The following is a 22,618-nucleotide window of genomic DNA, read 5'->3' on the forward strand; positions in this document are numbered from 1 at the left end:
CCCCGAAGCTATCCTAACGGTGTTCGGTTTTTCAAGACCCGGGTGATAACTTGCGACTATGGCCAGACCGAAGGTGCCGCTCCTGAGCCGCGAACGCATTCGCGAGGCCGCGCTGACCCTCATCGACCGCGACGGCCTGGCCGATCTGTCCATGCGCAAACTGGCCGCCGAGCTGGGCGTGCAGGCCGCGTCGCTGTACGGCCACTACCCCACCAAGGACGATGTCCTCGATGACATCGCCTCGGGCATCATGAGCCGCGTCGACACCTCCGAATTCGAGCACGGTGATTGGCGGCACGGGCTCATGTCCTGGGCGCGGTCCTATCGCGCCGAACTGGTGGCGCACCCGAACTTCGTGCCCTACCTGGCCGCGGGTCCGGGCAAACGAGAGGAGAATCTGCGGCACGCCGACGCGGTGCACGGCGGGCTGGTCGGTGCGGGCTGGCCGCCCCGCGAGGCCACCATGATCGGAGCCGCCACCCGCTATCTGGTGATGGGCGCGACCATCGGATCGTTCTCCCGGGGTTTCGTCGATGACGTGCAGGTCTATCGGGACCGCTACCCGCATCTGGAGCAGGCGCATCTGCTGCGCGCCCGCGCGGACGAAATCGATTCGGAGAGTTTCGAATTGGCGTTGAACGCGTTCGTCGACGGGCTCGCCGCGCGCTTCCCGGCGCGGGTCGCGGAATAATCGTTGCCCTTTCGTACGATTCATCCGCGAAAGAGCGAGGGTGGTAGTGACACAGCATATTCGGATGGATCGCCGCACACTGTTGACCGGGACGGCGGCGCTGACCGCGGCCGGACTGTTCGGGGCGCGCGGCAGCGCAGGGGCCGCACCGGCCGAGGGGACCGATTGCGCGGGTGCGGCTTTCACCGCACTGCGCGATATCGAGCCGAACGCGAAGCCCGCCTCGGTGCGCTTCCGGGTGGCGGGTAAGTGGACCGATCCGATTCCGGTGCGCCGCACCGCGCACGGCCGCGATGACCGGCCGGGCAAGCTGTCCGAGATCGTGCCGGTTCCGGCCGGTGCGGACAAGGTCGACGTGATCGCCGAGAACGTCACGCTCCCGGGCATTTTCGCCCCGGCCACCGCGCAGCCGTTCAAAACTCCGGTGACGACCTCCTACGCCTGGGGATTCCCGGCGGTCACCCGCTCCGGCTGGGGTGCGGACGAGACATTGCAGACCTGGGGTGAGCCGGAATACGCACCGGCGCAGGTGCTCACGGTGCACCACACCCAGATCCCGACCGGCCAGGAGTATGACGATTACCGCGATACAGTTCGCGGTGTCTACCGCTTCCACGCCCTTCCCGATCCGGACGGTCAGGGCTGGGGTGATCTCGGCTATCACCTGATGATCGACCCGAACGGGGTCATCTACTCCGGCCGCCACCCAGGCACCGACGACGCGCCCATCTTCAAACCGGGCACGGACCTGAAGCCCGGGGCCGAAGTGGTCACGGCGGGCCATGTGCGCGGGGCGAATTCGGGAAATATCGGCATCTGCTTGATCGGCGATTTCAGCCGCACCCTGCCCAGCAAAGCCGCACTGCACAGCCTCGACATCGTATTGACCCGCCTCTGCTCCGGGCTCGGCATCAATCCGTTCGCCCAGATCAATTACGTGAACCCGGCCAACGGCGTCACCGCCGTCAAACCCGCTGTCGCCGGTCACGGTGACTGGCAATCGGTGTGCGGGGAGACCACCTGCCCCGGCGATTTCCTGCACACCATCCTGCCGCTGCTGACGGCCCTGTCGCAGTTGTGAATCCGGATCAGTCGGTGGTGGGATCGCGCCGGGACAGGCCCACGGTTCCGAGCGCGAAGAACACCGCCGCGATGAGGGCGAAGTAGGCGAGGGAACCGTTGGCCCCGCCGAAGATCGGGTGAATCGTCGGATACTGGCCCGCGCCCAGTTCGCCGTTCTTGAACGGCATCCACTGCTGCACCACGTTTCCGATCTTCACCGGGAGCAGGGCGGAGAAGGCTTCGATGCCGAACTTCCAGAGCAGTACCGCTCCGACCACGACACCGGGGCGCGGTATCAGTCCGGCGATGCCGATGCCCAGGGCACTGACGAGGAAGGCGAAAACCGGTAGGGCCCAGAGCAATCGGAGACCGGCGGCGGAGGTGGCGTCGACGCGGCCCCACACATCGGGGAAGACGGCCGGAAACGCCACCAGCAGCATGACCACGGTGACAAAGGTGGCGGTCACGGCGATCAGCCCGAATACGATCAGTTTCGCGACCGGCAACAGCCACCGCCGGGGTTGTGCGGAGTACACCAATTCCACCGTGGCGTACTTGAATTCATTGCTCAGCGAGGCGACACCGGCGGACATCAGGATGACGGTCGAGAAGATCATCACCCAGTACCCGGCGTTATTTGTGTCCATGCCACCGCTGCCGTTGACCTTGTTCATGCCCGTGGCAATCGCCAGTCCCGCGTTCAAGGCGAGCGGCAGCAGTACGGCGAGCGGCACGATCGCGAACCACAGCGGGCTGCGGCGGGAGAGTTTCGCCAGTTCGCTTCGTACCGAATTGCTCAGCGCCACCATCGAATTCACGACTCCACCCGTTCGGTCGCGCCGTCGTATTCGACACTGCCGCGGGTGACCGCGAGGTAGGCCGCCTCCAGCGGTCGCGGGCCGGAGCCGAGCGCCACGGTGTCGTCCCGGCTCGCATCGGACAGCACCTTGCCGCGGCCCATGATCACGATGCGATCGGCGGTGATCTCGACCTCGGTCAGATTGTGCGAGGCCACCAGCAGCGTACGGCCCTGTGCCGCAAGCCCGGTCAGCAATTCCCGCAGCCACAGGATGCCGTCCACATCGAGGCCGTTATCCGGTTCGTCGAGCACGATGGTGCGCGGATCACCCAGCAGTGCGCTCGCGATCCCGAGCCGCTGCAACATTCCGAGCGAGAACCGCCCCACGAGCCGATTCGCCACCTCCGTCAGCCCCACCCGGGCGAGCACCCGCTCGACCTCGGTCACCGGGATACCGCCAAGGCGCGCTTGCCATTTCAAATGCTGCGTCGCGGTATGCCGCGGATCGCGCGCGAAGGTGTTCAGATTGAACCGGACGGTGCGCATCGGCTCGGTGAGCCCGCGCAGCGACTGCCCGTCGATCCGCACGGTGCCCGCATCGGGTGTGGTCAACCCCGCGATCATGCGCATGGTGGTGGATTTGCCCGCCCCATTGGGCCCGAGCAGATACGTGATCGAACCACTCGCCGCCTCGAAACTGACATCGCCGACCGCGACCTTGTCACCGAAGCGCTTGGAAATACCGGAAACCGAGATCATCAGCTATCGAGCGCGCCTCAGTACCCGAAGTCCGGATTACCGGAGCAGCCGCCCATACCGGCACAGGTGGCCTTCCAGTCAACCTTCCACAGCCCATCCTCACGGATATAGCTGTACGTCCCACTGGAGGCGGGGAACCCCGCCATCACCCCGGAAAGCGTTGCGGTCATGGTGTTTCCGGCAATGCTCTTCGAGGTAGCCCGCTCCTGAATCGACAGAAAGTCATACACCCCACCCTGCGACAAAATCCCCTGCAGCGCGGGCGCGACCGAGTTCCCGTGATAACTGACCTCAGCCTTCGCACTCATCGGCAAACTCGGATTCCACAGCGCCGCAAACTGCCCCGCCAGCGCGTCCAACGACGGATCCGCATCCCGCACATACAAATCCGCGACCGTCGCATCCCGCACCGACCGATCCGCAACCGCAGGCGCAGCAAGCCCCACCGTGACCAACCCAGCAGAAACCAAGGCGGCGAACGCGCCCACGATCTTCTTCATGACACTTCCTTCGCAATAGTCAGTGCTCAGGACGCTACTTCCCGAAGTTAGGTTAGTCAAACCTAAGTTAGGCCCCTGGAGGCGACGGGGCCTGGACGAAACAAGAGAAGGGCCGAGAAATGAAAAGCGAAATTATCTGAATATTGTTGAATCACAATGCAATTCGGCTTTCGGGGTTTGTTTTTCGGGAGTAGAATAGAGGTATGAATTCAGGGGAGAACATCGCAATCACGGACAGTGCACACGCACTCTCCGCTGCGATCGATTCCCTTGTTTCTCAGCCGCTTATTCCGGTATCGGACAACGACATCGTCGAATTGATGCAGCAGATCGAGACCGCCACCCGCAAACTCGACGCGATGAAACTCGATTTGGTCGTGCAGACCTGCTCACGGTCACTGCCCAAGCGCGCCGGAGCAGGCTCGGTGGCGCTGTTCCTGCAAGACACACTGCGGATCTCGCACGGGGACGCGCTGAACCGCTGGCACTGCGCCGAGCAGGCCGCGATCTGGCCGCGTGTAGGAGACAACGCCGAAGTATCGACCCCTGCGCCAGTGCTGCCCAATACCGCTCTCGCGCAAGAGGAAGGCGCGATCGGACTTGACCATGTGCGCGTGATCCGGCAGGTCATGGACCGGCTGCCCAACCAAGTCACCGCCGAAGACCGCGCCCTGGCCGAAGAACACCTGGCCCGGCACGCTCGGGCGTTGAACCCGAACCAGCTCCCCAAAATCGGTGACCGGATCCTGGGGCACCTCGACCCGGATGGCACCCTCACCGACGACGCAGACCGTGCACGTATGCGCAGTATGCGGTTGAGCCCACAGGGTTTCGACTTGATGTCCACCATGACCGTGGTGTTGACCCCCGAAGCCCGCGCCGCGATGGATGCGGTCTTGGCCAAGCTCGCCCGGCCCGGTCTGTGCAACCCGGCCGATCCCGAAAGCCCGTTCGTGGTCGATGAGAACCTCGACCCCGAGGTTGTGAAGGCCGCTGCCAAGCGCGATATGCGCACCACCGTGCAACGCCAGCACGATGCGTTGTTCGCGCTGCTGCACCCGGACTTCCACCCAGCACACCTGGGCGTGCACCGTGGGCTGCCGGTCACCACCATCGTGACCATGAGCATCCACGATGTGGAACGCGCCGCTGGTGTGGCCACCACGGCCACCGGTGGGACTGTGCCTGTCGCTGTGGCGTTGGAAATGGCCGCCCGCAAGAGCAAGACGTTCTCGGTCATCACCGACGGCGAGGACATGCCCCTGCACATCGGTCGGGCCCGCCTGGCGAACCCGGCCCAGCGGATGGCGTTGATCGCCACCGAACGCGGCTGCACCCGCCCCGGTTGCACCGCACCCGCCAGCATGGCCGCTGTCCATCATGTGACCGAGTTCGTCAAAGGCGGCCTGACCGATATCGAAAACCTCACCCTGGCTTGCGATCACTGCCACGCGTTGGTGAATGACACCCCGACCGGGTGGACGACCATCAAGCTCGGTAAAGGCTCGAAGTTCGCCGGGCGGACAGCGTGGATCGCACCCGCGCATATCGATCCGACTCGGACACCGAAGGTGAATCACATGCACCATCCGGACGAGTTGATGGCGACCGCCCCGGCAACGCCACCGTTGCCCGCCGCCCGTGCTCGGGCGTGCGCGCCGAACCGGATGCGCCAGCGACCCTGGGTATTGCCTCGCCCAGCTTGCCCAGCCCGGCAATAGGTTCCACCCTCCCCTGTATCCACCGTCAGGAGCCTTCCTGCCGGTGCTACAGGCATGTCCGCACCACTCCAGGCATGCCCACACCTCAATCCGGGTGCCCCACGTCCGGCTCCAGCCCTCCCGCAGTCCGGACAAAGAAGCAGTGCTGGGCACGCCGTCTGCCGTACCCGACTTGCTCTCCCGCAACCCGCGCCCGCACCTCACGCACCCGACGGGGTGACTGGCCGTGGTCGCCTCCCAAGACCAAAGAACCAAGCCGCTCAAGTGTTTGGTTCTTGTTGTTGGTCTTTATCTTTGTTCTTGTTCTTTTCTTGTCCGGGCGTCTTTGTCGTTTGTTCTTGATCTTTTTCATACAAAGCGAAAGGCCCCGAGCCGAAATCGACTCGGGGCCTTGGTATTACTGCTGGCTGCTACTGGAGCCGGAGGCTGCCGAAGAGGCCGTCTTTCTCGTCCTCGGGACCCGCGGTGAAGTAGAGGGCGTCGGAGTCGCCGAGGCTTTCACCGTTGCCGAACATCAGCGCCCAGAGGCCGGGGATTTCGATGGGCGCGCCGGAGGTGTTGCGCAGGTAGTCGACGGGCTTGCCGGTCTTGTCGTCGATGGCGACGATGTGGCCGAGGCCGCCGAAGTTGCCGACCAGGATCTTTCCGGCGAGGGGGCCGAAGGAATCGGGGGCGATGGTGACGCCCCAGGGGGCGTTGAAGCGGTCGTCGCCGTCGATGGTGCGAACCAGTTTGCCGGTGGCGTCGAATTCGGCGACCTTGCCCTTGCCGGGCTTGCCCGCGGCGGCCTTATCGGCGGCCTTGTCGAGGGAATCCTCTTCGCCTACATCGATTTTGGTGGCGTCGACCTCATCGGGCTTGGTGGTGGCGTAGGAGACGAACACGCGCTGGCCGATGGTGGTGACGTTCCACGGAGCCGGATCGCCGGGCTTGACCTTCTTACCCTTGGCCGGATCGGCGGGGTCGAGGTTGTCGCCGGTGGCGAAGGGGTTGGCGTAGCCGGTGGTGCCGATCAGCTGCCAGTTCTTGTCGAAGGTGCGGATCTGCGGGTTCTCGCCGAAGTCGGCGGCCAGCAGCTTGTCACCGGACGGGGTGAGGGCGATGCCGAAGAACTGCATCCCCTTGTCCTTACCGTCGAAGACGGTGTTGGCCGGGCCGTCGTGGCGCACGATCGCGCCGCCCGCGCCCTGTTCGGTCCAGGCGGAGATCTTGCCGGAATCGGTGGCGAAGATGAAACGTGCGGAGCCGGTGAGCTTTTCGTCCTTGCCGTCATAGCTGACGGGCTGATCCTTCACCACGAACAGGTCCGAGGTGATGGGCGCGGGATTGAAGATGACGCCGGTGGTCTTGCCGACGCTCTTATCGGAGGTGTCCGAGTCCGCGCCGGGGACGGTGACGAGCTTCAGCGGATCCTGAAACAGCTTCTGGAACTTGGGATCCGAGGATTTGGTGACGTCACCGACGAACTGGAAGGAGAATCCGCCGCCGCCGACCCAGAAGTGCCCGCCCGCACCCTTGGGGCGATCGGCCAGGCCCCAGGCGTTGACCATGTCCGGATAGGTGAACTGCGCCTTGTACGAGTCCTTGTCCGCGGCCAGGTTGATCTGGGCGTAGTGGTTACCGTCCAGTGCAGCCGGATAGTTGTCGGCGGCGGGCTCCGACTTCGAGCACGCGGCGGCGACCAGTATGGCCGCGCCGAGCGCCGAGATCCGCATCAGATTCTTACGCAATTCCCTCGTCCTTCCAGTCCAGACCGCATTTCCACGGTTAGGCGACGCTAACCATAGCTGGTTTAGGTGATGCTAACCATATCCGGAAGGACGAGGGGTGTGCCTAGCTTTCGAACTCCGCCCTGACCTGCGCTTCGGTCAGTCCGTAATCGGCCAGGGAGTACCGGTGAACGGGTTTACGATCACCGCTCTTACTCTCCTCATCGAGGGAGCCCATGGCCGTACGCGCGGAGTCCGAGAAATCGATGTCGAAAGCGCCGTAGATCTTTTCGACGGTGCCCATGGGATCGGCCCGCAATTCATCGAATTCGATATCGAGGAACTGCTCCGGGTTGTATCGCGCACGGGCGCTGTTGAATTCGCGCAGCCCGCGCGACCACAGCTCCAACTGCGACTTGCCGATGGTCTCCCCCACGAAGGTGGTCGACCACCCGCGCGCCGCCTGATCGGACAGGCTGCACGAGGATCCGACGATGGTCACCGGATCGCGATGGGTCTGAATGATCAGCGCGTCCGGGTACACCGCCATGAGCGCGTCCAGGGCGAACAGGTGGCTCGGATTCTTCAGCACCCAGCGCCGTTCATCGCCGAGCCCGATGAGCTGCAAGTTCTTCCGATGCCGGGTGTAGGCGTCGGTCCAATCCTGCTTGCGCAACCACTGCGAGTAGGTCGGCAGATGGGCCAGCGACTCGTACGAGATGGACTTGGCCGTCTGGCGCAGCAGCTGCCAGCACTCCTCCACATCGGCGGCGCTCATATAGTGCACGCCCATGAATTCCGGATTCTCGATGCGATGCTGTGCGAATCCGGCGTCGATGCGCTGGTAGATCGGATTGTCGGCCCAGCTGTCGCGCGGCGGGCGCGGCTGCGGGAAGTCCGCCAGCCACATCTCCAGGGCCTGATGCCCCGGATCCGCGGCCAGCAGCCGATGCAGTGCCGTGGTGCCGGTGCGCGGCAGTCCGGTCACGAAAATCGGCCTGGTGACCCGGGTTTCGGCATAGGCCGGATTGGCTTTCCAGGACGCTTCGCTGAGCGCGCGGGCGACCAGCGCCCCGCGCAGGAAGAACCGGCTCATCTTGGAGCCGAGCTCGGTGAGTCCGGCATCGCGCTGATACGACTCCAGCAGGGTGCTCAAACCCTCCAGGTAGTCGTCCGCGCCGAAGTCTTCGAGGCCGCAGACCCGGGTGGCCGAGGCGTGCAGATCCTCGACGGTGCCGACGGAGGTGCGTGCGCTCATGGGTGGTAACTCCTTGCTCATCAAACGTGGTATTCGCCGCAGTTGACGTCGATGGTCTGGCCGGTGATGGCATTGGCGAACGGCGAGGCCAGGAACACCACGGTCTGGGCGATCTCATCGGGCAGCGGCAGCCGCTTGAGATCGGTTTTGGACGCTGTCTGCTGGTAGACCTGCTCCTCGGTGATGCCGTACTTCTTGGCGATCTCGCCGAAGTACCACTTCAGCTGATCGGTCCAAATGTAGCCGGGGGCAACGGTGTTGACACGGATTCCCTTGTCACCGAGTTCGGTGGCCAGGGTCTGTGACATGGCAAGCAGCGCGGATTTGGCGACCTTGTAGCTGCCGTAGCGGGGTTCGGAGTGCCGCAGCACCGCCGAATTGATCATGACGACATTGCCCTTGGTTTCGGCGAGGGCGTCGGTGAAGGTCTGCGTCATGCGCAGTCCACCGAGCACGGTGAGTTCGACGCTGTCGCGAATCTGCTGAAAGTCGGTGCGCGCCAGCGGTTTCATGGACGGCACCGAGAAGGCGTTGTTCACCAGCACGTCAACCTGGCCGAACGTCTCCACCGTGCGCGCCAGCAGGTTCCGCACCTGCTCCTCATCGGTGATATCGGTTGGCACGCTGAGGCTTACGCCGCCCTCGGCCTCGATCTCGTCGGCGACCTCCTTCAAACGGGACTCGGTGCGGGCCGCGAGCACGACCTTGGCACCGGCCGCAGCGGCCTCGAGGCAGATGGAGCGGCCGAGGCCGGGGCCCACACCGCTCATCACCACGACCTTGCCGTCGAGCAGTCCTGTCCTGAGCCGGGTCATCCGAGCATCCTTCCCGCGAAAGCGCGCTGGCGGTTGGCGATTCGTTCGCGCCAGCCCGCCTCGTCGATCTGATTGTGTGCGTAATGCGGCAGCCGTTCGGCCACCTTGTCGAACGGCACCAGTTCGATGGTGGGGCCGTCCGCCTCGGTCATCGGACGGGCCACGCGCTGCCAGCGGAACTGGAGAATGCCCAGGCGGCGGCCGGTGGTCTCGATCCAGTTGGTGACACCCGGGTTGCGCGCGGAGACGACCATGCGGATCATGCCGTCCGGATCCGCCTGTGCCTGAGCGTGATTCAGGCTGGTTTGGTGATTGCTGTAGTCCAGCGAGATGTACCAGCGGCTGCCGAGCTGGAAACCCTGGTACGGCGCATCGGATTTCGGCACCGTGATGATGAGCGCCTGATCGTCGGCGAGATCGAAATGCCCCACCGAGGAGTACTGGGTGCTCAAACCGCCCGGGGTGAGCCGGGGTTCGGTCAGGGTGTTGACCGGCAGGTTCAGATAGAACCACTTGGGGAAGTTGAACCAGGTGTTGACCCGGGTCAGCAGCATGCGACCGGCGGCGCGGTAGCGCTTGCGCAGACCCGCCACATCGGGTTCGGCCGCTGCGGTGCCGATGGTGTCGACGCGCTCGATGCGAATCGAGCCCTTGCGCTCGGTATCCCAGTCGCCGTACACCTCTCGCACCGCGAGCATGGACGCGCCCTCGCCGAGCACGAAGTAGTTCGGCTCCGGATTCTCCTTGGGCGGGCCGAATCGCAGCTGGTAGCTGCCGTCCTCGGCGATATCGAGGCGGCGATCGTCGAAGGCGTCATCACCATTGGGGACATCGGTGGCGGTGTAATCGCCCTTGAGCACCTGGAAACTCAGGTCGACGGTATTGCCGCGCACGCCGGTGAGCAGGTACTCACCGTTCGGCTCCACATTCGCGTGGTAGTACAGCGTGTCCGGGTTATCCAGGCCCATCTTGGTGTACGGGCCGGTGGAGGTCACGAAGTACGGGTGCGAGGTGCCATGCGCGCGGGACAGTTGCAGGACCGCGGCGATGCTGCCCTGCAAATAGTCGTAGCCCTCGGCGAGGTCGTGCTCGTCGCGGATGAAATCCGCTGCGGCGATGAGCTTCTCGGCCTCGGCGACCGCGGCCAGGAAGGGCTCGGTCAGCGGGAGTTCGGCCTGTTCGATGTTGGGGGTGTCCATCAGGCGTCTGCGATTCCTAGTTCTCGGCGGATAAGACGGGCTATCTCGGCGGGGTTGCCTTGATCGGGCGTAATGGTGAGTTCGGCGTACTCCGGGCGCTCGTAAGGCGAAGAGATGCCGGTGAATTCGGGCAGCTCTCCCGAACGGGCACGCTTGTACAAACCCTTCGGATCCCGAAGCTCGCACTCCTCGATCGGCGTGTCAACGAAGATCTCATTGAACGGCAATCGCTTGTCGTCGTGCAGCTTTCGCGCATCGCGGCGCTGCTCCCGGAACGGGCTGATCAGCGAGACGATGGCAATGGTGCCCGCATCGGCGAACAGTGACGCGACCTCCGCGACGCGGCGAATATTCTCGCGCCGATCCGCATCGGTGAAGCCGAGATTGTTGTTCAGGCCGTGCCGCAGGTTATCGCCGTCGAGGAGATAGGCCGGGCGACCGGCGGCGATCAGCTGTCGCTCCAATTCGACCGCGATGGAGGACTTTCCGGAGCCGGACAGCCCGGTCAGCCACAGCGTCATACCCTGGCTCAACCGCTGCCCGCGATCCACGGCCGAGTTGTGCCACACCACGTTCGCGCGCGGGCGGCGGCCGGTGGCGCGGTGTCCGCGATCGCTGGTCGCCTCGGCGATGCCCGGGGTGCGGGCGGTGATCATGCCCGCCGCGACCGTCTGATTGGTGCTGTCGTCGACGAGAATGAAACTGCCCGTGGCGCGATTGTCCCGGTACGGATCGAACATGATCGGCTGCCGGGTGTGCAGCGTGACGCGCCCGATGTCATTGAGCGCCAGCGCTTCCGCCTCGGTCTGCCGGTGCAGGGTGTTCACATCGAGGCGGTAGTCCAGCTCGGTGACCCGCACCTTGGTGTGCTGGGTGGCGGTGCGAATGCTGTAGTCGTTCCCGGCGCGCAGCGTGCCGGTATCGGAGAACCAGCAGACCATGGCATCCAGCTCACGATCCTGATGCGGCTGATTGCCGGGCCGGGCGAGCATATCCCCACGGCCGATATCGATTTCGTCATCGAGGGTGAGCGAGACCGCCATACCCGCGAAGGCTTCTTCGATCTTGCTGCCGCCCGGACCCCAGATCTCCGTCACGTGACTGGTGCGACCCGACGGCAGTGCCACCACTTCGTCACCCGCCTTGAAGATGCCGCCCGCGATGGTGCCCGCATAACTGCGCTGCGATTCGCCGTGCGGTCGAATCACATACTGCACAGGCAATCTGGCGTCGATGAGATTGCGGTCGGAGGCGATGTGCACCTCCTCCAGATGACGCAGCAGCGGCGGTCCCGCGTACCACGGTGTGTGCGTGGACATATCGACCACATTGTCACCGTGCAGCGCGGACAGCGGCAGGAAGCTCAGATCGCCGACATCGAGTTTGGTGGCGAAATCCGCGAACTCCTCGCGGATTTCCTCGAATCGCTGTTCGGACCAGTCGACCAGATCCATCTTGTTCACGCACAGCACCAGGTGGCCCACACCCAGCAGCGAGGACAGGAAGGCGTGGCGACGGGTCTGCTCGGAGACGCCCTTGCGCGCGTCCACCAGGATGAGCGCCAGGTCCGCGGTGGATGCCCCGGTCACCATATTGCGGGTGTACTGCACATGCCCGGGGGTGTCCGCGATGACGAATTTCCTTCGCGGCGTGGTGAAGTAGCGGTACGCGACATCGATGGTGATGCCCTGTTCGCGTTCGGCGCGCAGGCCGTCGGTGACCAGTGACAGATCCGGTCCGCCGTTACCGCGCGCCAGGCTGGCGCGTTCGATGGCGTCGAGCTGATCGGAGAACAGCGATTTGGAGTCGAAGAGCAGGCGGCCGATGAGGGTCGATTTGCCGTCGTCGACACTGCCCGCGGTGGCGAGCCGTAAAAGGTTGCGGCGCATCAGAAGTAGCCCTCTCGCTTGCGATCTTCCATGCCGGATTCGGAGATGCGGTCATCGGCGCGGGTGGCGCCGCGTTCGGTGAGGCGGGTGACGGCGGTTTCGGCGATCACCGCGCCGGGGGTGGCGGCATCGGATTCGACGCAGCCGGTGCAGTCGGCGTCGCCGAGGGTACGGAAGCGCACGCTGGTCTCGAAGAGTTCCTCTTCGGGCTTGCGGGCGATGAACCTGTTGTCCGCCAACAGCATTCCGTCGCGCTCCAGCACCAGGCGGCGGTGCGCGTAGTACAGCGGCGGCAGCGCCACCTCGGCGCGCTCGATGTACTCCCAGATATCGAGTTCGGTCCAATTCGACAGCGGGAACACGCGAATGTGCTCGCCCTTGCTGTGCTGACCGTTGTAGAGGCTCCAGACTTCGGGCCGCTGTGCCCGCGGATCCCACGCACCGTATTCATCGCGGAAGCTGAAGACGCGTTCCTTGGCGCGCGCCTTCTCCTCATCGCGCCGCGCGCCGCCGAAGACGGCGTCGAAACGGTGCTCCCGAATACTGCGCAGCAGGGTCGCGGTCTGCAGCCGGTTGCGGGATTCGCCCGCCTTCTCGGTGACCCGGCCCGCGTCGATATCGTCCTGCACACTGCCGACCAGCAGCTGTGCGCCCAGGCGTTCGACGGTGCGATCGCGGAAGTCGATCACCTCGTCGAAATTGCGGCCCGTATCGATATGCATCAGCGGGAACGGCAGCGGCGCGGGCCAGAACGCCCGCCGCGCCAACTCCAGCATGACCGCCGAATCCTTACCGCCGGAGAACAGCAGCACCGGTCGTTCGAAGGTGGCGGCCACCTCCCTGATGATGTGCACCGACTCCGCCTCCAGGGCGTCCAGGTGCGACAACTCGTATCCCGCGCGCATTCGCTTCACTCACTCGCCGCGTCGATCTTCGCGACCGCGTCTTCCCGAAGGCCGTATCTGCCCGAAAGACTTGCGGTGTCGAATATTCGACGCTATTGTTCGATTATGTGACACCGACGATAGGTCGCCCGACCAGTCCCGGTCAATACCCAGCGCCCGATCAGCGGCCCATCCGTCACCCCGGCATGTTTCCGGCCGGGATCCACACCCCGCCGCCGCGCACCACTCGCGATAGATTGGCCTCATTGCACGCGGCCCGGCCGACCCGACGACCACCGAGGACGACTTGACTGAAATCGCCTCCACCACAGCGCTATCCGAGGCCGGTACCCGCGGCACCGATGAGGTGAGCGCCTCGCCGCCGACCCGGCGCGTGGTGCAGACGATCGAGTTACTGTCCCGGCATCCGGCCGAACATCTGTCGCTGGCCCGCATCGTGCGCGGAACGGGCATGTCCCGGGCCACCGCGCACGCGGTATTGACCCAGCTCACCGCCGATGGCTGGACCATCCGCGACGCGGACGGCAACTACTGCCTGGGCCTGGGATTGATGACGGTGGCACGCCGCGCGGAGGCGGCCTTCCCGCTCCGGCGACTGGCGGCGGAAGCGATTCGCCGCCTGGCCGACACCCATCGCATGCCCGCCTTCCTGGCCGAGCGCGAAGGCGATTCGATCGTCATCACCGAGGTCATCGGCACCCCCTCGGTACCGTGGATGCGCGCCGGCCGCCATATCCCCTTCGCCCCGCCGGTCTGCCGCGAATTCATCGCCTGGGCCCCCGCCCCCGCACGCGCGACCTGGCTGGCGGCCGCCGAACCGGCCCACCAGCCACGCCTGAAACTCGTCCTGGACGCCATCCGCGCCCGCGGCTATTCGGTCGAACGTCTCGCCGACGATTCCGCCCCCATGCTGGAAGCCCTTGCCTCCCTGCGCAACTCCCCCCTCACCGACCCCCTGCGGCATCGCCTCAGCGATATGATCACCGAACTCATCACCATCGACTACCTCCCCGACGAACTCGGCGACCAGAACGCCGTGGTCTCGGTGGCCGCCCCGATCTTCGGCGCGGACGGCGACGTGGTCGCCTCCCTGGTGGTCTGCCCCGACACCCAACTCCCCGCCGCGCAATTGACCGCTTTGGCCGAGGCGGCGATCACCTCGGCCGACACGGTCACAGCCGCCCTACGCCACTAACTACCGGCGGCGGCGTCGATCGCGGCCAGCAATTTGGTCTTCGACTGCGCCCCGATCATGGTCCGCACCAGTTCCCCATCCCGGAACAGCAGCAGCGTCGGCAGCGACATGATCTGGTAATCCCTTACGGTGCCCAGGTTTTCGTCATGATTCAGCTTGCAGATCGTGAGGCTGTCCGTCCGCTCGCGCGCGATGACGTCCAGCACCGGCGCGATCATCCGGCACGGCGGGCACCATTCGGCCCAGAAATCCACCAGTACCAGCCCCGGCCGGGCGAGCACCTCATGCTCGAACGTCTTATCGGTGACGTCGATGATTCCGGTTGCGGTGTGCGACTGCGACATACGATTTTCCTTCGATTCAGAACGGGCTGGGGTCGGCATTGCGATGGGCGGCGTCCTGTAACCGGCTGATGAGACCGTCGCGGCGCGCGGTCAATTCGTCGATCTGCGCGGTCAGGTCCGCGATGGCGCGGCGGTATTCGGCCAGCGAGGCCGGGCAGTCGTCGACGTGCTCGCCGCCGGAGGCCAGGCATTCGAGGAAGGGCCGGGTTTCCTCGACCGGAATGCCGAGCAGGTTCAGGCTGCGGATCTCGGCGACGGCGCGGACTGTGTCCTCGTCGTATTCGCGGTAGCCGTTGGCCTGGCGGGCCGGGGCCACCAGGCCCAGGGCCTCGTATCGCCTGATCGCCTTCGGGCTGACTTCCGCCAGCCGGGCCAGTTCGCCGATCCTCATGCCATCGAATGTAAATGCTGCCCCTAGGGGCAAGGTCAACCCCCGCGGCCGCGCGATGGGCCAAGATCGAGGGATGGAAGGGATCAGTTCACGGGAGATCTACTCGAATCGATGGATGACGCTGCGCGAGGACGTCGTTCGGCATGACAACGGGCAGCAGGGGATCTACTCGCATATCGACAAGGGCGATTTCGCGCTCATCATCCCGTTCGACGGTGCGCGGTTCCATCTGGTGGAACAGTTCAGATATCCACTGCGACAGCGCTGCTGGGAGTTTCCGGGCGGTTCGGTGCCCGATGCGAGCGGCTTCGATCCGATCGCGGTGGCACGCCAGGAACTGCGCGAGGAGACGGGATTGCGGGCCGAGAAGCTGGAATTCCTCGGCAGATTCGCGGCCGCGCCCGCGACCGCCAACCACTACGGCCACGTCGTACTCGCCACCGGATTGACCGAGGGCGAGCATGAGCGCGAGGCGACCGAACAGGATATGCGCGCGGCCTGGTTCACCCGCGATGAGCTGGAATCGATGATCGCCGAGAACGTGATCGTCGATTCGCACTGCATGGCGGCCTATCTGCTGCTCTTACTGCACGAGCGCAAGGGCGCTACGCCGACTCCCCCGCGTGCTTGATCAGGCCGTTGACGACCTCCGGGAAATCCGCGGTGATCTGCGGGCCGATCTCGGGGCCCGCGGTATCGGCGGCGGGGCCGGTGATCTCGGTGCGGTAGGTGACGCGGGTGCGGCCGTCGCCGAGGTCGGTGAGCCGGTGTTCGGTGCGGACCTCGATATCCTCGTCGACGAAGACGTCGGACCAGAGCTCACCGTCGATGATCTCGACGAACCGCAGCTCCACGGTGTCACCCTCCGGCGAGGTCATCCGGAATGTGGTGCCGACCGCGAAAGGCCCGTCCAATTCGAAGCTTTCGATGCCCGGATTCCATTCCGGCCACCGATTCGGGTCCGACCAGCTGCGCCACAGCGCCGCCGCGTCCACCGTGGTCTCGGCGCTGAATTCGTACTCCCACATGGTGATCTCCCGTGCTCGGAACCGCTTCGAGCGGGACAGTATCCGTTTTGCGGTGTACACGCCGATTCTCCAGCGTGGCGATTCGGCACGAATCCTCGCTTTGCGCTTATAAGATGCACTGATAGTTCCTGTGCATGACCAAAATGGTGGTCTCGAACCACCGGCGTACAGCGCTGCGCCCTGGATGAGCGAGGTTGGAACGTCATGAGCGGCAAGCAAATCCGTAATCGCACGGCCGGGATCCTCACCGGTCTGGCCTCGGCGAGTCTCGCCCTGTCGGGTACCGCCCAGGCCGAACCGCTATGGCCCGGCGGCCCCGATGTCCCCGGCGTCCCCGCCATTATTCAACCGCCGGCCCCCGCGCCGGTGGTCGCGCCCTGCACCACCGCGGGCGCTCGCGTCTGCATGAGCCTGTCCGAGAACGAGGCCTGGCTCATGGAGAACGGCAAGGTCATCTACGGCCCGACCCCCATTTCGCACGGCCGCCCGGGATTCGAGACTCCCCCCGGCGTCTTCCACGTGGCGTCCAAGAAGGAATACCACTGGTCGACCATGCACAATGCCGAGATGAAGTGGGCCGTGTTCTTCAACGGTGATATCGCCACCCATATCGGCCCGATCGAAGAGAAGTCGCACGGATGCATCCGGATGACTCCCGAGGGCGCGGAAACCCTGTACCGCTGGGTTTCCAATGGCGACATCATCGAGGTCGTCCGCTAGTTTCGGCTCTACCGGGCACTCATGGCGGCAGTTCCGCCATGAGTGCCTTTTTCGATTACCAAGGCAGTCGGCCGTATTCGACATCCGAACCCCACAGAAAGCCCCAGAGCTGACCCGACGGGCCATCCGGCGGAAGGGTCGCCAGGTACACCGACGGTTCCGCGCCCTGTGCCGCGGACCGGAAACCGGTGTTGTGGTTCAGATCGGTGGCGCAGTAGCCCGGGTTGGCGGCATTGACCTTGATGGGGGTCTCCCACAGTTCCTTGGCGTACATGGCGGTGACCATATTCAGCGCCGTCTTGGAGGACGGGTACGGAATGGAGGCCATCTGCCACATCGGGCCCTCGGGATTCAGCATCATGTCCAGCGAGCCGACCTCGCTGGAGACATTCACGATGCGCGCGGCCTCGGCCCGGCGCAGCAGCGGGAGCAGCGCGTTGATGACCGCGACGACGCCGAACACATTGGTGTCGTAGACGCGCCGCAGATTCGCGAGCGAGGTGGAGGACGGTTTCCCGTCCCGGTCCATACCGCCGGTGATTCCGGCATTGTTGATCAGGATGTCCAGGCTGCCGAATTCGGAATCGATCCATTCGGCGGCGCGGGCGATGGAGTCCTCATCGGTGACGTCGAGCTGAACGAAATGCGCCTGTGCGCCTTCGGCTTTCAGGGCGTCCGCGGCGGCTTGGCCGAGATCCTTATCGCGAGCCCCGAGTAGGACGGTGATGCCGCGAGCGGCGAGCTGGCGGGCGGTTTCGAATCCGATGCCCTTATTGGCTCCGGTGATGAGTGCTGTGGTCATGAACCAAGCATCGTGCCGCGACGGTGGCGGCGGGAGGACCAAGTTGTACCACCCAGCGCGGCCCGCGAAGGAGGACACTCGGGACTATGGCGGATCGAAGCGCACTGGCCGAATTCCTGCGGACGCGACGGAATCGCCTGCGGCCCAGCGATGTCGGCCTGCCCGACGGCCTGAACCGGCGCGCGGCCGGACTGCGCCGCCAGGAGGTCGCGCAATTGGCGGGGATCTCGGTGGACTACTACATCCGCATGGAGCAGGCGCGCGGGGCGAAACCGTCCCGGCAGGTGCTCTCCGCGCTGGCGCGGGCGCTCATGCTGACCGTCGATGAGCGCGAGTACATGTTCCGGCTGGCCGGGGAGCATCCGCCGATCAGCGGCGGCCCCAATCGCACTGTGCCGCAGTCGGTCCGGATCATGCTCGATACGCTCGGCTCCCCGGCGTACGTGGTCGACGCCACCTACGAGATCCTGGCCTGGAATCGCTGCGCGAAACCGTTCATCGGCGATCTGGACGACCACCCCGACCATGAGCGCAATATGGTGCGCTGGATGTTCCTGCAGGCCGGGGACCATCCGCAATGGTCGGACGAGTCCACCCGGCGCTTCGCACGCTCCACCGTCGCGGATCTGCGCGCCGCCTACGCGCGGTATCCCGGCAATCCGGCGCTGGCCCGGCTGGTCACCGAATTACTCGGTACCGCACCGCGTTTCGCCGATATGTGGAACTCACACGATGTCGAGGTACGGCGCGGGCACAACAAGAGTATCGATCATCCCGACCTGGGGCTGCTCGAATTCGAATGCCAGGTGCTGCACGTCTCCGATACCGATCAGCGGATCATCGTCTACTGCGCCACCCCCGGCACCCGCACCGCCGCCGTATTCCGCGCTCTCGCAACGGAATCCCGCCCCAGTCAGTGACTCAGGGAGTCGAGGTCAGATAGCGCTGGATGGTGGGGCCGATATCGGCGATGAGCTGGTCGGGGGTGAGCGCCAGCACCGGGGGGATGCGCAGCACGTAGCGGCATAGGGCGATGCCCAGCATCTGGGTGACGATCAGCCCGGCTCGGCGGGGCGCGTCGGCGGGCTCGCCGAGCCGCAGTACGGCGGGCATGACCTGTTCGGCGAAGATCTGCCGCACCCGCTCGGTGACGGAGTCATCGGTGACCGCCGAGCGCAGCAGGGTGAGCATGACCTCGTTGCCCGGCGGCACCTCCCAGATCTCCAGGAACCGGCGCACCAGCAGCTCTCCGAGCGAATCCTCGGGCACCGCCGCGAGATCCGGGAGTTCCAGGCGCACGTCCACGGCCGCGGCGAACAGGCCCTCCTTACTGCCGTAGTAGCGCATGACCATGGACGGGTCGATGCCCGCGTCGGCGGCGATGGCGCGAATGGTGGCCTTGCGGACGCCGTCCTCGGCGAACCTGCGGCGCGCGGCGTCCAGGATGGCGGCGCGGGTGGCGTCGGAGCGGCGCGGGGCGGGTGCTGCGGTCATGCCAACAACTGTAGGCCAACACTCGTTGGCGCACACGATCGGACCGGCCGGTGCGGTCAACATTTGTTGGCCAACAAGTGTTGACGTACCTGCGACCGGGGCATATCGTTCTAGTCAACAGATGTTGGCCAACGAATGTTGGCAAGATCGAGGAGTCGATATGAACGCCATTCCCGCCACCACCACGGTCGCCATCGTCGGCGCCGGCCCGGCCGGTCTCACCGCGGGCATCGCACTCGCCGACGCGGGCGTGGATGTGGTCCTGCTGGATCGCCTCGCCGAGGGCGCGAACACCTCCCGCGCGGCCGTCGTGCACGCCCGCACCCTCGAGGTGCTGGAGCGCTTCGGCATCACCGATGAGATGCGTGAACGCGGAATCGTGGTGCCGCACTTCGTCATGCGCGACGGTGAGCGCGCCATTGTCGAGATCTCCTTCGACAAGCTGCCTTCGGCGTACCCGTACACGCTCATGCTCGGGCAGGAGACCACCGAGGCAATCCTGTTGGCGCGCTTGGAGAAAGCGGGCGGCAGCGTGCATCGCCCGTACGAGGTCACCGGCCTCACCCAGGACGAGAACGGCGCGACCCTGACCTACACGGGTCCGGACGGCGCGGGCTCGCTGCGCGCGGACTACGTGATCGGCGCGGACGGTATGCACAGTAAGGTCCGCGACGCCGTGGGCATCGCCTTCACCGGGGCGAGCTATCCGGAATCGTTCGTACTGGCCGATGTCCGGATGACCTGGCCGGACGCCCGAGACCAGGTGGCGCTGCACCTGTCCCCCGAGGGCGTCACCGTCATCGCACCGCTGCCCGATGAGACCGGCGATCGCTACCGCGTCGTCGCCACCCTCGCCGACGCACCCGAGAAGCCGAATCTGCGAGACATCCAGGCGATCCTGACCGCCCGCCGCCCGGCCTCGAATGTCCAGGTGCACGAGGTGCTGTGGAGCTCACGCTTCCGCGTGCACCACCGCGTGGCCGAGCAGTACCGCGCCAATCGCGTCTTCCTCGCGGGTGATGCCGCGCACGTGCACAGCCCGGCGGGCGGTCAGGGCATGAACACCGGCATCCAGGACGCCGCGTTCCTCGGTGACGTACTGGCGCGCACCGTGCACGGCGAGCCGAAGCTGCTGGACACCTACGAGCAGACCCGCCGCCCGGTGGCGTTGCGAGTCGTGTCGTTCACCGATCGGGTGACGCGCATGGCGACCCTGCGCCCGGCTCCCGCCCGGCACCTGCGAAACCTGTTGCTCAGCACGGTGACCCGCATCCCGGCGGTACGCCGCACGCTGGCCTTCCGCATTGCCGAACTCGACAACCGCTGACCGATGCGCCGCCCCGAGCCGCACCGCCGCGTGGAATCAGGCCACCGAGACCAGGGCTTCGCGAGCATCCATGAGCGCGAAGCCCAGCAGGTTCTCCCCGCGCCAGGTGGAAGGGTGTGCGGCGGCGGGGTTTTCGGCTCCCAGGCCGATGCCCCAGATGGTGTCGCGCGGCGCGGCTTCCACCAGAATCTTGTCGCCGGTGGCGATGAGGAAGTCCCGCAGGGGTTCGTGCTGCCCGAATTTGGCGATACTGCCGCGCATGACGATATCGAAGCGGTGCGCCACCCAGGTGTCCTGATCGAATCCGCGCACCTCGCGGCCCAGCCGTTTGGCATCGGCGGGCGTGGCGCTGTTCAGCACCTTGGCGCGGATCTCCTCATCACCGAACAGGCGGGCCTTCTCGCCCATCATGAAATGTTCGGCGCTGCCGTAGGTCTGGCCGTCGACGGTGAATTCCACCGGCCACCACTGGCTGAGCACCCACTTGCCGACCTCGTGCCCCGGGGGGCGGGTATGTCCCCAGAAGTAGAGAAATTCGGGTATGGCCCCGTCCGCCATCTCAGCTGTCAGCTGCGCCCTGTCCACAAAACCCGACCCTAGCCGACCCCCGCGACACAATCCGATGCATTGTTCGCCACACCGCCCGACCCGCCGCTATGCCCGCACCGCATCGCGAACACGCTCGTCATCTCCGGACCGCAGACACCACGCCCGTCATCCCGGCGCGTTTTCGGCCGGGATCCACACCGTCTCAATATGACAGCGCGCGTAGGCGATCCATGACCGCGGCGGGCGGATGATCTTCCACCCGGTAGCGCGGCGGATCGAAACCCGGGGCCGGAGTGAGGGATACGTGAGCGGCGACATCCTCCCAGGCGACCCGGAAGACCTCGCCGGTCATGGTCACCAGGCAGACGAAGTGCGCGTGCGGCAGCAGGGTGGGGACGCCGTCGGTCCACGGCGTCATGGTGTGTTCGGTGCCGTCGGGCGCGCGCACGTGCATGACCTCGCTGACGGCCTCCTCGCGATAGCGGTCCGCGCGCAGGTATTCGGTTTGAATGCGGTACGCGTGTGCGGCCAATTGCGCTTCGGCGCTGCGCAGCGCGGACCAGGCCGGATGCCCCTGCGGCACCTGGAGCGGCACCAGATCGCCCTCGGCGTCCACGGTGTAGGGCAGTGGGGTGAGCGGGCGTAGCGCCTCGTCGTATTTGTTCGCGGCCATCTCCAGGAAGGCCGGGAGCTGCTCATCGGAGGGGTCCAGCACCACGAACATGCCGAGGTGCCCGGGCATCAGCACGATCGGCCGGGTGCCGGTGCGGGTCGCGACCCCGGCCAGCCAACCCGCCACCAGCGGTAGCGAGCCGACATAGCTCTCACCGTCGTCATCGGCGAATTCCAGCACCCGGGTAGTGGTGGTGGGTTCGAACGCGGCGAGCGTATTCATCGCCAGCCCGGCCATATTCACGTGTGCCGCGCGGAATACCTGTTCGGCGTCCACACCCCAGCGCTCCAGATCGAGCGTATTGACGAAATGCATGGTGGCGGGCATATCGATCACGACCAACTCGATCAGATACGGCAGCGCGGGCCGCCACACCATCACATCCTGGCCCTCGAACCCCTCCGATTCGATGCGGGAACGCTCGGACCCGCGCAGTACCGGGCGCAAGCGCCCCGCCACCGCATCCCAGGTGTCGGGCGCGCTCTCGGTGAGGTACTCCCCCATCAAATCGTCGACACGGCGCCGGCGTTCGGCGTCCGGCTGCCCCTGACAGCGTTTGTACAACGTATCCAGCATCAACTTGCCGTGCCCGGATTCACGGAAGCGGAAACGCACTTCGAAAGCGGCGGCGTCGAACTCGGCGGAATCAATGCCCTCGTAGCCGAGGACTTGCGCAAGCACCTTCTCCCCGAACCGATTTCGCGCCGACCCGAACACCCCTCCCAGAAAACTCATGTTCCGGACTATACGGAGCGGGACCGACAATCGGTCCAGCTCGCGACGCCGCG

Annotated in this window: 24 protein-coding genes; 8 read left to right on the forward strand and 16 right to left on the reverse strand. The window is 65.5% G+C overall.

From position 1 onward, the window contains the following. Nucleotides 1–58: 58 nt before the first annotated feature. Nucleotides 59–691, forward strand: coding sequence for a TetR/AcrR family transcriptional regulator C-terminal domain-containing protein (locus ACFC4D_RS20365; RefSeq protein WP_364643904.1), 633 nt, complete (start codon nt 59–61; stop codon nt 689–691). Between the two features lie 64 nt (nt 692–755). Beyond that, nucleotides 756–1,772 (forward strand): N-acetylmuramoyl-L-alanine amidase, encoded by a 1,017-nt coding sequence (locus ACFC4D_RS20370; RefSeq protein ID WP_376065342.1) that lies wholly within the window; start codon nt 756–758, stop codon nt 1,770–1,772. A gap of 7 nt (nt 1,773–1,779) precedes the next feature. On the opposite strand, the gene ACFC4D_RS20375 is transcribed toward ACFC4D_RS20370, so the two are convergent. The 3 genes from ACFC4D_RS20375 to ACFC4D_RS20385 are packed head-to-tail and all read right to left on the reverse strand — an operon-like array spanning nt 1,780 to nt 3,811. Further along, nucleotides 1,780–2,562, reverse strand: coding sequence for an ABC transporter permease (locus tag ACFC4D_RS20375; protein WP_376065562.1), 783 nt, complete (start codon nt 2,560–2,562; stop codon nt 1,780–1,782). A gap of 5 nt (nt 2,563–2,567) precedes the next feature. Further along, nucleotides 2,568–3,311 carry an ABC transporter ATP-binding protein gene (locus tag ACFC4D_RS20380; RefSeq protein WP_376065344.1) on the reverse strand — a complete coding sequence of 248 codons (744 nt, stop codon included), beginning with the start codon at nt 3,309–3,311 and terminating at the stop codon, nt 2,568–2,570. 17 nt (nt 3,312–3,328) lie between these two features. After that, nucleotides 3,329–3,811 (reverse strand): hypothetical protein, encoded by a 483-nt coding sequence (locus ACFC4D_RS20385; RefSeq protein ID WP_376065347.1) that lies wholly within the window; start codon nt 3,809–3,811, stop codon nt 3,329–3,331. 320 nt (nt 3,812–4,131) lie between these two features. Between ACFC4D_RS20385 and ACFC4D_RS20390 the strand changes: the two genes are divergently transcribed. After that, complete coding sequence (locus ACFC4D_RS20390; protein WP_376065350.1) at nt 4,132–5,532, forward strand: DUF222 domain-containing protein; 1,401 nt, start codon at nt 4,132–4,134, stop codon at nt 5,530–5,532. A gap of 410 nt (nt 5,533–5,942) precedes the next feature. Here ACFC4D_RS20390 and ACFC4D_RS20395 read toward each other — a convergent pair whose 3' ends face one another. From ACFC4D_RS20395 to cysD, 6 genes are all read right to left on the reverse strand, one after another. Further along, a complete protein-coding gene (locus ACFC4D_RS20395; RefSeq protein WP_375968151.1) occupies nt 5,943–7,262 on the reverse strand; it encodes a TIGR03118 family protein in 1,320 nt (439 codons plus the stop codon). A gap of 103 nt (nt 7,263–7,365) precedes the next feature. Then, a complete protein-coding gene (locus ACFC4D_RS20400) occupies nt 7,366–8,499 on the reverse strand; it encodes a sulfotransferase (RefSeq protein ID WP_375968152.1) in 1,134 nt (377 codons plus the stop codon). Between the two features lie 20 nt (nt 8,500–8,519). Then, nucleotides 8,520–9,314 carry an SDR family oxidoreductase gene (locus ACFC4D_RS20405; RefSeq protein WP_375968153.1) on the reverse strand — a complete coding sequence of 265 codons (795 nt, stop codon included), beginning with the start codon at nt 9,312–9,314 and terminating at the stop codon, nt 8,520–8,522. Continuing rightward, a complete protein-coding gene (locus tag ACFC4D_RS20410; protein WP_376065352.1) occupies nt 9,311–10,513 on the reverse strand; it encodes a hypothetical protein in 1,203 nt (400 codons plus the stop codon). The genes ACFC4D_RS20405 and ACFC4D_RS20410 overlap by 4 nt, the downstream gene beginning before the upstream one ends. Further along, the gene (gene cysC / locus ACFC4D_RS20415; RefSeq protein WP_376065354.1) at nt 10,513–12,402 is read right to left on the reverse strand and encodes an adenylyl-sulfate kinase; all 1,890 of its coding nucleotides are present in this window, start codon (nt 12,400–12,402) and stop codon (nt 10,513–10,515) included. Before cysC ends, ACFC4D_RS20410 begins: the two co-directional genes overlap by 1 nt. Beyond that, entirely contained in the window at nt 12,402–13,307 is a 906-nt protein-coding gene (gene cysD, locus ACFC4D_RS20420) for a sulfate adenylyltransferase subunit CysD (RefSeq protein ID WP_375968250.1), read from the reverse strand. The genes cysC and cysD overlap by 1 nt, the downstream gene beginning before the upstream one ends. A gap of 286 nt (nt 13,308–13,593) precedes the next feature. Here cysD and ACFC4D_RS20425 point away from each other — a divergent pair, with 286 nt between their 5' ends. Next, nucleotides 13,594–14,502 (forward strand): IclR family transcriptional regulator, encoded by a 909-nt coding sequence (locus ACFC4D_RS20425; protein ID WP_376065357.1) that lies wholly within the window; start codon nt 13,594–13,596, stop codon nt 14,500–14,502. Here ACFC4D_RS20425 and trxA read toward each other — a convergent pair. Together trxA and ACFC4D_RS20435 are read right to left on the reverse strand one after the other, a co-directional pair. Further along, nucleotides 14,499–14,846 carry a thioredoxin gene (trxA, locus tag ACFC4D_RS20430; RefSeq protein ID WP_376065358.1) on the reverse strand — a complete coding sequence of 116 codons (348 nt, stop codon included), beginning with the start codon at nt 14,844–14,846 and terminating at the stop codon, nt 14,499–14,501. The two genes, ACFC4D_RS20425 and trxA, sit on opposite strands and share 4 nt — an antisense overlap. A gap of 16 nt (nt 14,847–14,862) precedes the next feature. Then, nucleotides 14,863–15,237 (reverse strand): MerR family DNA-binding transcriptional regulator, encoded by a 375-nt coding sequence (locus tag ACFC4D_RS20435; protein ID WP_364643935.1) that lies wholly within the window; start codon nt 15,235–15,237, stop codon nt 14,863–14,865. Nucleotides 15,238–15,310: 73 nt separating this feature from the next. Here ACFC4D_RS20435 and ACFC4D_RS20440 point away from each other — a divergent pair, with 73 nt between their 5' ends. Beyond that, nucleotides 15,311–15,868: an NUDIX domain-containing protein gene (locus ACFC4D_RS20440; RefSeq protein ID WP_376065360.1), complete on the forward strand. Its 558-nt coding sequence runs from the start codon at nt 15,311–15,313 to the stop codon at nt 15,866–15,868. On the opposite strand, the gene ACFC4D_RS20445 is transcribed toward ACFC4D_RS20440, so the two are convergent. After that, complete coding sequence (locus ACFC4D_RS20445) at nt 15,843–16,325, reverse strand: SRPBCC family protein (RefSeq protein ID WP_376065362.1); 483 nt, start codon at nt 16,323–16,325, stop codon at nt 15,843–15,845. The genes ACFC4D_RS20440 and ACFC4D_RS20445 overlap by 26 nt on opposite strands. Before the next feature lie 144 nt (nt 16,326–16,469). Here ACFC4D_RS20445 and ACFC4D_RS20450 point away from each other — a divergent pair, with 144 nt between their 5' ends. After that, a complete protein-coding gene (locus ACFC4D_RS20450) occupies nt 16,470–16,985 on the forward strand; it encodes a L,D-transpeptidase (RefSeq protein WP_364643941.1) in 516 nt (171 codons plus the stop codon). A 55-nt stretch (nt 16,986–17,040) separates the two neighbouring features. Here the strand turns inward: ACFC4D_RS20450 and ACFC4D_RS20455 are convergent, their stop codons facing one another. Then, nucleotides 17,041–17,787, reverse strand: a complete 747-nt coding sequence (locus ACFC4D_RS20455; RefSeq protein WP_376065363.1) for an SDR family oxidoreductase — start codon at nt 17,785–17,787, stop codon at nt 17,041–17,043. A gap of 86 nt (nt 17,788–17,873) precedes the next feature. Between ACFC4D_RS20455 and ACFC4D_RS20460 the strand changes: the two genes are divergently transcribed. Then, entirely contained in the window at nt 17,874–18,707 is an 834-nt protein-coding gene (locus ACFC4D_RS20460; RefSeq protein WP_376065365.1) for a helix-turn-helix transcriptional regulator, read from the forward strand. A gap of 1 nt (nt 18,708) precedes the next feature. Here ACFC4D_RS20460 and ACFC4D_RS20465 read toward each other — a convergent pair whose 3' ends face one another. After that, the gene (locus tag ACFC4D_RS20465; protein WP_376065368.1) at nt 18,709–19,281 is read right to left on the reverse strand and encodes a TetR family transcriptional regulator; all 573 of its coding nucleotides are present in this window, start codon (nt 19,279–19,281) and stop codon (nt 18,709–18,711) included. A 160-nt stretch (nt 19,282–19,441) separates the two neighbouring features. Here ACFC4D_RS20465 and ACFC4D_RS20470 point away from each other — a divergent pair, with 160 nt between their 5' ends. Further along, nucleotides 19,442–20,608 (forward strand): FAD-dependent oxidoreductase, encoded by a 1,167-nt coding sequence (locus ACFC4D_RS20470; RefSeq protein WP_376065370.1) that lies wholly within the window; start codon nt 19,442–19,444, stop codon nt 20,606–20,608. A gap of 36 nt (nt 20,609–20,644) precedes the next feature. On the opposite strand, the gene ACFC4D_RS20475 is transcribed toward ACFC4D_RS20470, so the two are convergent. Beyond that, nucleotides 20,645–21,193, reverse strand: a complete 549-nt coding sequence (locus ACFC4D_RS20475) for an NADAR family protein (RefSeq protein WP_376065373.1) — start codon at nt 21,191–21,193, stop codon at nt 20,645–20,647. 166 nt (nt 21,194–21,359) lie between these two features. Further along, nucleotides 21,360–22,565 carry a hypothetical protein gene (locus tag ACFC4D_RS20480; RefSeq protein ID WP_376065376.1) on the reverse strand — a complete coding sequence of 402 codons (1,206 nt, stop codon included), beginning with the start codon at nt 22,563–22,565 and terminating at the stop codon, nt 21,360–21,362. Nucleotides 22,566–22,618 lie beyond the last annotated feature (53 nt).

Source organism: Nocardia sp. NPDC056000 (genome assembly GCF_042269265.1).
Lineage (GTDB): Bacteria > Actinomycetota > Actinomycetes > Mycobacteriales > Mycobacteriaceae > Nocardia.